12 protein-coding genes and 2 pseudogenes are annotated in these 12,439 nt (G+C 42.0%); 1 reads left to right on the top strand and 13 read right to left on the bottom strand.

Going from position 1 to position 12,439, the window contains the following annotated elements; translation table 11 throughout:
* Window positions 1–22: 22 nt before the first annotated feature.
* The 7 genes and pseudogenes from N1I87_RS07470 to N1I87_RS18020 form a co-directional block, all read right to left on the bottom strand.
* Window positions 23–817 carry an ABC transporter ATP-binding protein gene (locus N1I87_RS07470; protein ID WP_341101191.1) on the bottom strand — a complete coding sequence of 265 codons (795 nt, stop codon included), beginning with the start codon at window positions 815–817 and terminating at the stop codon, window positions 23–25.
* Window positions 792–1,811, bottom strand: a complete 1,020-nt coding sequence (locus N1I87_RS07465) for an ABC transporter permease (RefSeq protein WP_048623519.1) — start codon at window positions 1,809–1,811, stop codon at window positions 792–794. Before N1I87_RS07465 ends, N1I87_RS07470 begins: the two co-directional genes overlap by 26 nt.
* Window positions 1,812–1,873: 62 nt before the next feature.
* Window positions 1,874–2,869 carry an ABC transporter substrate-binding protein gene (locus tag N1I87_RS07460; RefSeq protein WP_328201109.1) on the bottom strand — a complete coding sequence of 332 codons (996 nt, stop codon included), beginning with the start codon at window positions 2,867–2,869 and terminating at the stop codon, window positions 1,874–1,876.
* Between the two features lie 162 nt (window positions 2,870–3,031).
* Entirely contained in the window at window positions 3,032–3,514 is a 483-nt protein-coding gene (locus N1I87_RS07455; protein ID WP_270583544.1) for a dihydrofolate reductase, read from the bottom strand.
* Window positions 3,511–4,305 carry a thymidylate synthase gene (locus N1I87_RS07450; protein WP_048624472.1) on the bottom strand — a complete coding sequence of 265 codons (795 nt, stop codon included), beginning with the start codon at window positions 4,303–4,305 and terminating at the stop codon, window positions 3,511–3,513. The genes N1I87_RS07455 and N1I87_RS07450 overlap by 4 nt, the downstream gene beginning before the upstream one ends.
* Before the next feature lie 215 nt (window positions 4,306–4,520).
* Window positions 4,521–5,252: an anthrax toxin lethal factor-related metalloendopeptidase gene (locus tag N1I87_RS07445; protein WP_341101188.1), complete on the bottom strand. Its 732-nt coding sequence runs from the start codon at window positions 5,250–5,252 to the stop codon at window positions 4,521–4,523.
* A 136-nt stretch (window positions 5,253–5,388) separates the two neighbouring features.
* Window positions 5,389–5,499 (bottom strand): annotated as a pseudogene (locus N1I87_RS18020) (hypothetical protein); the annotation flags it as partial.
* A 124-nt stretch (window positions 5,500–5,623) separates the two neighbouring features.
* On the opposite strand from N1I87_RS18020, the gene N1I87_RS07435 reads away from it, so the two are divergent.
* Entirely contained in the window at window positions 5,624–6,805 is a 1,182-nt protein-coding gene (locus N1I87_RS07435; RefSeq protein WP_040037972.1) for an IS701 family transposase, read from the top strand.
* Between the two features lie 61 nt (window positions 6,806–6,866).
* On the opposite strand, the pseudogene N1I87_RS07430 reads toward N1I87_RS07435, so the two are convergent.
* The 6 genes and pseudogenes from N1I87_RS07430 to N1I87_RS07405 form a co-directional block, all read right to left on the bottom strand.
* Window positions 6,867–6,989 (bottom strand): annotated as a pseudogene (locus tag N1I87_RS07430) (excisionase family DNA-binding protein); the annotation flags it as partial.
* A 74-nt stretch (window positions 6,990–7,063) separates the two neighbouring features.
* Entirely contained in the window at window positions 7,064–7,813 is a 750-nt protein-coding gene (locus tag N1I87_RS07425; protein ID WP_341101186.1) for a TerC family protein, read from the bottom strand.
* Between the two features lie 178 nt (window positions 7,814–7,991).
* Window positions 7,992–8,429, bottom strand: coding sequence for a BrxA/BrxB family bacilliredoxin (locus N1I87_RS07420; protein ID WP_327797333.1), 438 nt, complete (start codon window positions 8,427–8,429; stop codon window positions 7,992–7,994).
* A complete protein-coding gene (locus N1I87_RS07415; protein ID WP_341101184.1) occupies window positions 8,426–9,568 on the bottom strand; it encodes a conserved virulence factor C family protein in 1,143 nt (380 codons plus the stop codon). Before N1I87_RS07415 ends, N1I87_RS07420 begins: the two co-directional genes overlap by 4 nt.
* An 86-nt stretch (window positions 9,569–9,654) precedes the next feature.
* Window positions 9,655–11,529 (bottom strand): ABC-F family ATP-binding cassette domain-containing protein, encoded by a 1,875-nt coding sequence (locus N1I87_RS07410; protein WP_341103308.1) that lies wholly within the window; start codon window positions 11,527–11,529, stop codon window positions 9,655–9,657.
* Window positions 11,530–11,907: 378 nt separating this feature from the next.
* Window positions 11,908–12,393 (bottom strand): hypothetical protein, encoded by a 486-nt coding sequence (locus N1I87_RS07405; RefSeq protein ID WP_003355065.1) that lies wholly within the window; start codon window positions 12,391–12,393, stop codon window positions 11,908–11,910.
* Between the last annotated feature and the right edge of the window lie 46 nt (window positions 12,394–12,439).

The raw sequence follows: 12,439 nt of genomic DNA, 5'->3' as shown, positions 1-12,439 counted from the left end.
AGGAAAAGCAGCAGCCATCTGTTTACGCCAAAATCGTGCGGTCGTTGAGCAATTTTTCACCTTTTATCTTCTGGAATTCTTCCAACAGTTTTTCGACCGTTAATGTCCTTTTTTCTTTTTCATCGGCTTCAAAAATAATTTGTCCCTTGTCCATCATAATTAAGCGATTGCCGAGATCGATAGCTTGCTGCATATTATGCGTCACCATGAGAGTCGTCAAATGGAACGTCTCGACGATCCTTTTCGTTAGGTGGGTGATCAGTTCCGCTCTAGATGGATCAAGGGCTGCAGTATGTTCATCGAGCAATAAAATTTCGGGCTCCGTAAATGTAGCCATTAACAAAGACAAGGCTTGCCGTTCCCCACCTGATAAAAGCCCCACCTTTGCTTGCAGCCGATTTTCCAATCCCAATTCCAGCATTTGCAATTTTTCTTTAAACAGTTCTTTTCTTTTTTTAGTCACTCCGATCGATAATGTACGTCTTTTCGTACGATTGTAAGCAATAGCGAGGTTTTCTTCAATGGTCATGGACGGAGAAGTGCCCGCCATAGGATCTTGAAACACTCTTCCGATTTTCCTTGCCCGCTTATGTTCAGGAACGTTGGTGACATCAACTCCGTTTATACGTACAATCCCCAAATCAGGAGCTAACGTTCCGGATATGATATTCATTAGAGTAGATTTTCCCGCTCCATTGCTGCCGATCACGGTGACAAAATCCCCTTTTTTCAATTGTAGATCAAGGTGATGTATCGCTACTTTTTCATCAGGAGTTCCTTCATAGAAAACTTTATAGATTTGATTTAATTCCAGCATCTGTTTCACCTCGATCCGTTGCTGCACGTATCCTCATCAAAACCCGCTGCTTCTTCATTTGATGTCTTCGATACTTTTCAATCAATTGTGGAACGATTAACGCTAGAACTACGATTGCAGCTGTAATCAGCTTCATATCCCCCGTATCGAAAAATTGAATGCGAAGTGCCAGCCCAATAATGATTCGGTAAATAATCGCACCAACGATAACCGCCGCAGTGGCTCGAATAATAGTTTTGTCGCCGATGATCGCTTCGCCAATAATGACTGACGCCAAGCCTATGACGATCATCCCGATTCCCATGCCAATATCGTTAAAACCGTTGTATTGAGCGATCAATGCTCCCGAAAAAGCAACAAATGCGTTGGAAAGACCAAGTCCTAACACTTTCAACCAATCAGTGTTCGCCGAGAACGTTTTGATCATATTTTCGTTGTCTCCTACAGCACGAATGCTTAAACCAATTTCGGTTCGCATAAACCAATCGATCAATTTTTTCATACAGTAAGCCAGCACTAGCATAATGATGAATATACCCCACGTTTTCGGAACATATGCGCCAAGACCCGCCAACTCCAGCCAATGGTTGATCGCTTGGTCGATTCCTAGATGATTCCACCACTTGGAAATGATCGTGATGACCGTATCTTCAGCCAGTAAAGGAACATTTGGCTTTCCCATGATGCGAAGGTTAACGGAATAAAGAGCCGTCATCATTAAAATCCCGGAAAGCAGCGGATTGATCTTTCCTTTTGTGTGCAAGAGGCCTGTTATACATCCGGCTAAAAAGCCGGCAAGAAAGGCACAACCTGTTGCTATAAAAGGGTTTATTCCGGAAACGATCATAACGGAAGCCACTGCACCTCCAGTCACGAAGCTTCCGTCAACCGTTAAATCGGGAAAGTCTAATATGCGAAAAGAAATGTACACTCCCAATGCCATAATGGCGTAAATGACGCCTGCCTCTACAGACCCAAACAAAGAAGTAAACATGCTCATCCCTCCAAGAAGCAGTCAAACAAACTGCTCTGTTCACCCTTACCGCTCATCAAACATTATTGAATCAATTCCGCTTCTTTTTTCCACTCGTCTTTGATGGGAATATTCATGGCTTTCGCCGCCTTTTCATTGATGACTAATTTCAGCTTTGACGGTGGTTCAACGGATATATCACCCGGTTTCTTTTCCCCTTTTAAAATTTGTGCGGCCTTTTTTCCTGCCTCATAGCCTATATCATAATATTCAAAACCATAAGCAGCGAAACCTCCTCGTTTAACAGAATCCAGTTCACCTACAAATAGCGGAATATCGTGGTCATCCGCTACTTTGATGACGGATTCTAATGCTGAAACAACGGTATTATCCGTGAATATATAGAGCAAATCCGCTTTGCCGACCAGCGATTCCGCCGCTTGCTTCACTTCAGAAGAAGTCGAAACCGTAACGGGAACTATTTCTAATTTGTATTTTTTGGCTGCTTTTTTTACTTGATTGATTTGCGCCACTGAATTCGGCTCTCCGGCATTGTAAATGACTCCCACTTTTTTTCCTTTAAACTGTTCCGCCATAAATTGAACCGTTTTCGGTATCGCTTCAGGATGCATATCCGTTGTACCTGTTATATTGCCTCCCGGTTTTTCCATCGATTTGACTAATCCGCTGCCGACGGGATCAGATACCGACGTGAAAACGATTGGAATCTCTTTTGTCGCATTTAGGGCGCCTAATGCGCTAGGAGTTGAGTTGGCAAAAATTAAATCAACGCCCTCGCTCGCAAAATTGTTGGCAATCGTCTGGTTGTTATTTTGGTCTCCCTGCGCAATCTGAACATCATATTTTGCCGAAATCCCCTCATCTTTCAGTGCTTTCTTGAATCCTTTAAACGCATTGTTTAAAGAAGGATGCTCCACAATTTGCGTAACACCGATCGAATACGTTTTCTCTTGTTTTGACCCGCTTTTTCCGCTACTTGTTTCTTTGCTGCCGCATCCACTTAAAAGCAGGGTACTGACTAGACCTGCAGCTAGAATCCCTTTCCACTTCCTTTTCACAAAAATTCCCCCATTCTTTTTTGCTCAAACGCTGTTATGTATTAAAATTATGAAGTACAATATTCACAAAATCAAGCATTTTAAAAATTTTATAAAAATAATGATTTTTTTATCGATTTTTTAGAAATTAAAAAAGCAGCGGAAGAAACCGCTGCAATTCGTTTAAGATCGGCTAAAAAGAAGGAATTCATAATCATATGGATTTTGTTCGTCTTTTATTCCTTTTTTCTTTTCCTCAGTCTGCCACTCGTTCCAGTTCACTTCCGGAAAATACGTATCGCCAGCAAAATGGTGATGGATTTTTGTTATATACATTCGTTTTGCATGAGGAAGGAAGATACGAAAAATTTCGGCTCCTCCAATAATAAAAATTTCTCCGTACTGATCGTTCATCGCTAGCACTTCTTCCGGAGAATGTACAATCGTGCAGTCGTCCGCCCGAAAACTGCGGTTTTTGGTCAGCACCACATTTTTTCGCCCGGGCAGCGGCTTACCAATCGATTCAAACGTCTTTCGCCCCATCACAATCACATGTCCCATCGTCGTCCGCTTAAAAAACTTCAAATCCTCAGGCAATCGCCAAGGCAATCGGTTGTCATTGCCAATGACGCCGTTTTCATCCATCGCTACAATTAACGAAATCATACGCTCACAACACCCGGAATATGTGGATGTGGATCATATCCTTCCAATCGAAAATCTTCATATTGGAAATCAAAAATATTTTTCACTTCCGGATTTAGGATCATTTTCGGCAACGGACGCGGCTCGCGTGTTAATTGCAGCTTAACTTGTTCAAGATGGTTTAAATAAATATGAACGTCTCCAAAAGTATGAATGAACTCGCCCGGTTTTAAGCCGCAAACATGAGCGATCATCATCGTTAAAAGAGCGTAAGAAGCAATATTAAACGGAACACCAAGAAAAACATCTGCCGACCGTTGGTATAATTGACACGATAATTTACCGTCGGCCACGTAAAACTGAAATAAAGCATGGCATGGAGGCAAGGCCATTTTCTCAATTTCTGCTGCGTTCCAAGCACTTACGATTAATCGTCTCGAATTAGGGTTCGTTTTAATTTGCTCGATTACTTGAGAAATTTGATCCACTGTTTGGCCATCCGCACCCCTCCAAGAACGCCATTGATAACCGTAGATCGGTCCAAGGTCGCCGTTTTCATCGGCCCATTCGTTCCAAATCCTTACGCCATGCTCCTGCAAATAGCGAACATTCGTATCTCCCCGCAAAAACCAAAGCAATTCATAAATAATGGACTTTAAATGAAGCTTTTTCGTTGTCAAGAGAGGAAAACCATCTTCCAGAGAAATTCTCATCTGATAGCCAAATGTACTAATGGTACCTGTGCCTGTCCGGTCATCTTTCTTTATTCCATTGTTTAAAACATGTTCAATTAACTCTAAATATTGTTTCAAGAACTCCACCTCGATTCTTCCTGTTGCAATTTGATTGTACCAAAAGCGAGTCTAATCAGAAAATACTTTTCATATAATATCACAGAGAGTCTGTCTTAGATAGCGAAAGTGTTTTTTCTTTTTTTCTCCGTCCCTAATAAAAAAATCCCCACACAGTGGGGAGACAAATGAATGTGCTATTTAATTTTTTATCCAATTTTTCAAAACCATGTTGATCAAACAGATATATCAGCAACATAAAAATGGCTTTTTTCCATATCTACGAAATATTGATAGGTTTCTGGTGCATGTTGGCGCAAGTAAGCCTTTGTTTGGCTGTTTAAATAATACATAGCAAACGTTTCTGCAAAATATTCTTCCTGATAATCGATAAAATAAGATTGATGCGGAAAAAGAACAGGGGCTTCTTTTTTCCAGATAGCATGGAAACGCAGGTCGCCGAAAGGATCGTTGTAAATATAGCGATCAACCGAATGCCCGAGTTCATGAAGTTCCAAACTAACAGAACCGTGCCCTTTTCCTTTTTCGCTGCATCCAATTTTGGCGAGCACCCACTTCGATCCCCCGATTCCGGGGACATTATCCCATTTCACGTTGTGATTTGCATATCCGCGGGGACTCTCTCCTTTTAAATAGGAAGCAGTAGGAATATCAGTTAATTTCCCATTAAAAAGATAAATCTTGATTCCTGCTTGATCTATTTTTTTTAATAGAGTCGAAGGAAGATGATCCAAGTGTCGGATCATTTTCTCCGCATCTATGGGCTGTCCGATTTTTTCAGGAAGTACGACAATATCTCCCAATGTCTGTTTCGAACGAAGGCTAATATTGTTTACTAGATGAGAATTTTTTAGAAACATGCCTGTAATAGAAGCATTTGTATGCGGGTGAAGCGGCCACACAGACAGTAGCAAAAAGAGTAGAGAAATGATCAAGATACGTTTCATGGCCATCGCCCTCCCTTATTAAACTACATTCATTGTATCATAGAATAAGAGAGCGAAGAGCAATCCAACTTCTTGAACCTTTTCCATATTATGATGATTTTTCCTATTCTTTTCTAGTTCACCGCGCGTCCATCACCTAATCTTCATCTTTGACATCCAAGTCTTCCGGAATCGGTTCATTGTACCATTCTTCCAACTGTTTTTTTAATTTTTCCATTTGTTCTAAATGAGTATTGAATTGATCTTTATAACTATAGATGAGCAAATTCGCTAACATAAATTTACAACCAAACAAAAAAAGAGACATGAACCCGATTCCTTGATTAGAATAGATGTGTCACCAAAACTATTCACAAGGAGGTTCATGTCTCATGAATAGATTAGCACATCATCAAGGAATCCACAAGTTTTTCACGATGTTGGGGTTGGCACTTTATTTTTCAAAACCTGTCATGAAGCATCTCGTTCATATCGTGGATGCGCTGACCACCAAAGGATTTGCGGGAACATTGACCGATCTTCATCATTGGAGCTTTCATCCGAACCACCGCACGACACTCAGCCATTTTTTCACGAAAAGCCCTTGGGATGAAGAGACGCTGCTTCGCAAACTTCAACAGTGGATGCTTCGTCGTGTCGAACGCATCGCCAAACAGGAGAATCAACCCCTTTTTGTTTCGATCGATGATACGATTTGCCAAAAAACCAAGCCTTCGTCACAGGCAACGCACGCCATTCAAGGGTGTGATTGGCACTATTCTCACACAGAGAAAAAGTCGATCTGGGGACATTCTCTCGTTTGGCTCATGGTTCATACGATGACCCAGGCTTTTCCCTTTGCGTTCCGCCTCTACGACAAGGCGGCTGGGAAAAGCAAGGGGGAACTCGCGATCGAGATGCTTTCTTCTTTGGATGTACACCGTCCTGTTTATGTGCTGATGGACTCTTGGTATCCATCGCAAACGCTCGTGGAAGCTTGTCTGAAAAAGGGATTCCACGTAATCGCAATGCTCAAGGCCAATCGGCTTCTTTATCCAAAAGGCATTGCGGTTCAGGTGAGGGAGTTTGCCCGCTACATCGAACCGAAAGACACTCACCTCGTCACGGTGGGAGAAGAGCGTTATCGGGTTTATCGCTACGAAGGCTCTCTCAAAGGTCTCGATGATGCCGTGGTGCTGCTCGCTTGGAAAGCCGATCAGCCGATGACATCGGAACATCTTCACTGCGTCTTGAGCACCGACCGGGATCTAAGCGATGAAGAGATCTTGCGCTACTATGCCCAGCGTTGGTCGATCGAATGTTTTTTCCGTCAAGCGAAAGACCAGCTGAAACTCGATGGATACCGCGTTCGCGGACGTCGGGCGGTGAAACGCTACTGGATCTTGGTGCAGCTTGCTTACGTGTACAGCATGTTCGAGTCGAACAGCGATTTTTCTGATGGGCTCGATCTTCTGCGCAAGAGAAAAGGACATAGCCTCGTGGAGTTCATTTACCGTGCAGCGAAACAAAATATTCCCATTGATACCGTGAAAAAACAGCTCCACGTGGCATAAGGGGTACCCTGTTTGTCTCTTTTACATGGTAATTATTGTAATTAAAATTGCTCAACTACAGTTTATAAATTAAATACTGTTCTCCGTCAAAAACAGCGCGGATTTTATTATGAAGTATCAAGCTTTCAATATACTTTTCCGGCAATGATAAATAATCCGCTGTTTCTTTTATCGTTAAATACATCCTTTCGCCTCTTTCTATCAATCTCTCTAATGCACCCATTCTGTACCACACTGACAAAAGGGTATTTCGTTCCATCAATTCTTTCTTAATATATGGGTTGCAAAGGTCAATATAAAACATAGGAGTATAAATGCGAAGAAATAAACATGCTCAATTTCAATATGGAAAACACTTAAGAGCATTTTTATGGATATAAAAATAATGATGACGTAAGCGGTAGTTTCCAGTTCTGGAATACGATCAATGAGCCGCAAAAACAACCCGGCGACTCCTCTCATCATCAGAACTCCCAACATTCCGCCAATCAACAAGACCCATACTTTTTCACTGATTCCGAAAGCTGCCAAGATGCTGTCAACAGAAAAAGCCGCATCCATCATCTCCACGGCCGCTACCGTACCCCAAAATGGCCCGAACAACTTGATTAATAAGCCATTTTTCTTGATCCCGGTAACCTCTTGATCCACTTTTTCGCCCATACTCTTATCGACAAAGTAATGGATAGACAACCAGGCAAGATAAAGTGCTCCAAGTACTTTAATCCACCATAGCTTAATTAAATAAACACCGATCCCAATGGCAATAAATCTTAAAAGATATGCACCAATCAGTCCGTAAAACAGCGCTTTTCTTCTTTGAGCACCGGGAAGATGGCGAACCATCACCGCTAATACTAAAGCGTTGTCGGAAGAGAGAAGCCCCTCTAAAACAACGAGAGTACCGATCAGTCCCCAGCTTACGGGATCCGTTAACACTTCCATCCACATGTCCCATTCAAAAAATTGTGCATAAGTCTTTGTGATGTCTTGAATTATCTCTGACATGAAGAGCCTCCTGTAATAAACAATGATGGGTTAGGATGTTTTCATCCCTATCATCTATTGCGTTCATTTGATTTTTCCGTAATAAAAAAATTCACTCACCTATATTCTAATCGGAAAAGACAAATATCCTGAAAGGTTAGTAAGTGAAAAAGGATGCCTATTCGACATCCTTTCTCCATTAATCGCAAAACTGATGAAGGGCATTCGTTAAATTGGTAACGATGTCTTCAACCTCATGGTATTCGATATCTTCCCTCGGAATAAAGTGAACAACTTCTTTGCCTTTTAATATGGCCATGGACGGCGATGAAGGCTCATAGCCTGTAAAATATTCCCGCATTTTGGCCGTTGCTTCCCGATCTTGTCCAGCAAAAACCGTCACCAAATGATCCGGCTTTTTCTCTGATTCTGCGATCGCCTTAACGGCTGCAGGACGAGCAAGCCCCGCAGCGCAGCCGCACATAGAATTGACAAATACTAGTATCGTTCCTTCTGCTTGGTCCATGAAATGAACGACTTCTTCCGGTGTGATCAACTCTTGAAAACCGGCGTCCACCAATTCCTGTCTCATCGGCTTCACTAATTGTTTCATATATTCTTCATAAGCATTCGTCATTTCTTTTCCTCCGATTTTTCATTTTTTCGGGCTTCGGTCATTTGTTTCCAAACAGAACCTTTTCCCTCTTGTCCACCTTCTATTCGTTCGATTGCCATTTTAATCTGCATTTGCACTTCAAACTCCGGATCATTTTCCGCCGCTTTTAAGGCCGGAAGGGCCGTTTCATCTCCGACTTCATATAAATACATGGCAGCACGCCATCGGACGATTTTGCTTTTATCCTTCAGAGCTTCACACATTGCAGGGATCGCTTCTTTAAATCCAAGGTCGGATAAACAATCTCCTGCTGTTCGGCGGACGGCCACCACCGGATCTTTTAACGCTTTATACAGCAGCGGCAACACTTTTTTATCTTTGATCATGCCTACATAGACCACTGCAAGTCTGCGAATGGCTATTTTATCATCGTTCATCGCTTTTTCAAGCAAGGGCAAATCGTCCAATGTAGGATCTTCCATTCGTTCCAACAGCTGATACCGCTTCCGCCAATCCGGTTCGTCCAACATCTCGGGTGTCAACTTGACCCGTTCTGGCCTATACTCACTTTGACGTTCTCCTTGTCGGGCGCGATCAACGAGCGCATCCAGCCTTTCCTGGGTGTAAAGTGCGGTGATTTCTTCTATCATACTTTTTCCAATTTCATCCATATCCCCATACCGAACACCGTAATCTTTCCAAGTACGCTGCAGAACAAAATTGTCGCCATCTTGCTGAGCAGCTTCAAAAGCTTTAAGGAATTCCTGAGGCAGTCCAAATCGTTTTTCTTCTTGACCGTCATTTAATTTAATCTGCAATGGAATACCTTTAAACATTTGAACCGATACTTTTACTTCCCCAAAATGTTCATTGGCCGTTTTCTTTTCGGGCTTGGTTTCCACTTCTTCGCCAAATACGCGTCGTACTTTCGGCAAAATTTCTTGCCAATCATATTTTCCATTTCGTTCCACTGCCAAGAAATCTGCCACGTGATAAACGCCTTTTACCCCATCTATCTTTAATATGTCAGCGATGACTGGGGGCGCATCACTACTTTGCTCTTTCTTGTAATTATGGCTTTTCCCCGAGGGAAGTTCCTCATCCAATATAATTTTCATTGTATTAGGGCTAGGCGTAGGTTCTATTGCCACAATTTTCAAGTTTCTTCCTCCCCTCATCGAACCGGAAAATTCGTAACAATGCCATTGTATCATAAACGAGAGACAACCGATGAATGATTTGTCTATTAGGCTAATTCCGAAAGATAGCTCCACCGTTCAATCAAAAATTCAAGCTGTTCGTTTAATTGATTTAGTTCCTCCATGATCGACTGTGCCTTTTCAAAATCGCTTCCGGTTGTTTCTAGTTGTTGTTCCAACTCTTTGATCTTGTTTTCTGTATCCGCAATTTTGTCTTCAATTTCCTCCCATTCTTTTTTTTCTAAATACGTCATTCTTTTCTTTTCGGATTTTGCTGCTTTAGGTTTACGTTCCTCTTTCAACGGTGGAGAAGGTTTTTTCGCTGCCTCCTGCTCGTTCAAATAGTCACTGTAAGATCCGTAATAGTGACGTATGTTCCCCTCTCCTTCAAAAACGAGCAGCTCTTTGGCCGTTTTATCCAAAAAATAGCGATCATGGGAGACCGTTATGACCACGCCGGGAAAATCCTCCAAATAATCTTCCAACACCGTTAAAGTTTCCGTATCAAGATCATTTGTTGGTTCGTCTAAAAACAGCACATTGGGCTGTGACATTAACAGTTTTAATAAATAAAGCCGCCGCTTCTCGCCTCCGGACAGCTTTCGAATCGGCGTTCCATGCGTGTTCATAGGAAAAAGAAATCTTTCCAGCATTTGGGCGGCCGAAATGCGTTCACCGCTTTTTGTTTCAATCACTTCTGCTTCTTCTCGAATATAAGCGATGATCCGCTTATTTTCATCCATGTCGGTACGCTCTTGTGTGTAAAACGCGATTTTAACGGTTGATCCAGTCACCAATTCTCCTTCATCCAAAGGAATTTTCCCAGCCAAAATATTTAAGAAGGTAGATTTGCCGCTCCCGTTTCGTCCGACAATCCCGATGCGGTCATGCGGCTTCACAATCCAATCAAAGTTTTTCAATATGGCCTTGTCGCCGAAAGCTTTAGAAGCATGTTTTAATTCAAACACTTGTTTCCCTAGGCGGCTTCCTTTCAATTGAATATCGAGCTGCTCTTTTTTGACGCGATTTTCCACTTTTTCTTCGAGCTTTTCAAAGCGTTCAATCCGTGCCTTTTGTTTTGTGGATCGTGCTTTAGCCCCTCGTTTTATCCACGCCAATTCTCTTCTGTACAAATTGCGGCGTTTTTTCTCCAGAGATTCTTCCTGTTCTTCACGCACCGCTTTCGCTTCCAGATAATCTTGGTAATTTCCTTTATAAAGAAAAATGTTTCCGTTTGCCAATTCAAACATTCGATTGGCAGTCGCATCGAGAAAATAGCGATCATGTGTAACAAAGAAAACAGATTTCGGATATTTGTTCAAAAAATCTTGAAGCCATTGAATCGTTTCAAAATCAAGATGGTTCGTTGGTTCGTCCAAGATCAGCAAATCAGGTGTTTCAATCAATACTTGCGCCAGGGCAACCCGTTTCTTTTGCCCTCCGGAGAGAGTCGCAATTTTTTGATCAAAATGATCGATCCCCAACTTCGTTAAAATCGTTTTGGCATTCGTGCTTGCTTCCCAAGCGTTCAGTGCGTCCATCTTTTTTTGTAGTTCAAACAATTTTTCCGTTAATTCCATCTTTTGCGGATATTTTTCTAGCAGCGACACGGTTGCTTCATATTCTTTTAAGAGACGGATCACCTCGGCTTCACTTTGGAAAATTTGATCTAAAACGGTTCGATCTCCTATTAGTTCCGGTTCTTGAGGAAGATACGCAATAGAATAATCATTCGGTGCGGATATCTCCCCTTCATCCGCAACGTCCTTTCCTGCGACAATTTTCAATAACGTCGATTTTCCTGTGCCGTTCACCCCGATTAACCCGATCCGTTCTTTTTCACCGATGGTAAATGAAATATCTTGAAACAATACTTTATCCCCATATGATTTAGACAAATGTTCAACGGATAAAATTTTCATATTCAACGTACAGGAGCCCTCCACAGCGAAAGGGGAGGGTTGGCAGAAGCGTTCGCCAAATTTTCTCCTATACTTCCTCCTTTCATCTGAACGTAACGATAGCCTTTAAGAAAATGATTCTATCGTTTGCGACAATCCCCAATTTGGCGGCGAGGAATGCTCCAGCCTGTAAACAGAAACCATTTATATGAAACGTAAAAACAAACATTTTTGCCGCTATTCTTTGAAATGACAGAATCCTTCCACGGAAAAGAACGATTTTACATGCAGTAATCCGTCCGGTTGAACGACTTTCTTGATGAATAAACACGAGTGAATGATTCTCAATGGACATTTTAATCAAAATTCGAAATCCAAAAGGAATCCATTGTCGTGATATCAATCTTGAAGAGTCGCAACAAAAAATTCGATCAGTTGTTGCAAATCGTCCATCATGTCTTCCGTAATTAATCGTTCAAAACGGACCACTAATTCACACGATTTTCCCGACAAAGAAGAATCAATGTTTCTTGTTTCGAACATTCTTGGTTGTCCCCATGCTGCTTTCCATTTTCGGATTCTTTCTTTCGTCACGTCTTGCTCACTTCCGGAATAAACCACTTCAAGGAATGCTCCGCGTTGTTCGGCAGCCCCGTTGGCAAGCAATTCAGCGGACAACTGTTCCAAACGGGCATAAAGTCGGAAGGTGGCAAGAATATTCGAGCGCTCCTTTAATGAAAAGGAAAGCGAATATTTTCTCGAAAGCCGAGCTAAGTCTATAATATCATTTCTCTCTTTTATGGAGATGACTCCATTTAAATCCAAATCATAGAACAATCCTTCCGCCACTACTTTCATATTGTCAAAAGCCGTTGGATCAAACATGCCCTCACCTCTTTTTCACGCAAACAGTAAAAGAAAGAACCCAATA

The sequence above is a fragment of the Bacillus sp. FSL W8-0102 genome, assembly GCF_038007225.1.
Classification (GTDB): Bacteria; Bacillota; Bacilli; order Bacillales; family DSM-4216; genus Bacillus_O; species Bacillus_O smithii.
The sequence above is the reverse complement of the archived record's forward strand: the minus strand, read 5'-3'. Positions and strand labels throughout refer to the sequence as shown.

Bases quoted from the DNA above. Each gene is read 5' to 3' on its own strand.
- N1I87_RS07470 (WP_341101191.1), bottom strand. From the start codon at position 817: ATGCTGGAATTAAATCAAATCTATAAAGTTTTCTATGAAGGAACTCCT.
- N1I87_RS07465 (WP_048623519.1), bottom strand. From the start codon at position 1,811: ATGTTTACTTCTTTGTTTGGGTCTGTAGAGGCAGGCGTCATTTACGCC.
- N1I87_RS07455 (WP_270583544.1), bottom strand. From the start codon at position 3,514: ATGATTTCGTTAATTGTAGCGATGGATGAAAACGGCGTCATTGGCAAT.
- N1I87_RS07445 (WP_341101188.1), bottom strand. From the start codon at position 5,252: ATGAAACGTATCTTGATCATTTCTCTACTCTTTTTGCTACTGTCTGTG.
- N1I87_RS07435 (WP_040037972.1), top strand. From the start codon at position 5,624: ATGAATAGATTAGCACATCATCAAGGAATCCACAAGTTTTTCACGATG.
- N1I87_RS07425 (WP_341101186.1), bottom strand. From the start codon at position 7,813: ATGTCAGAGATAATTCAAGACATCACAAAGACTTATGCACAATTTTTT.
- N1I87_RS07420 (WP_327797333.1), bottom strand. From the start codon at position 8,429: ATGACGAATGCTTATGAAGAATATATGAAACAATTAGTGAAGCCGATG.
- N1I87_RS07410 (WP_341103308.1), bottom strand. From the start codon at position 11,529: ATGAAAATTTTATCCGTTGAACATTTGTCTAAATCATATGGGGATAAA.
- N1I87_RS07405 (WP_003355065.1), bottom strand. From the start codon at position 12,393: ATGTTTGATCCAACGGCTTTTGACAATATGAAAGTAGTGGCGGAAGGA.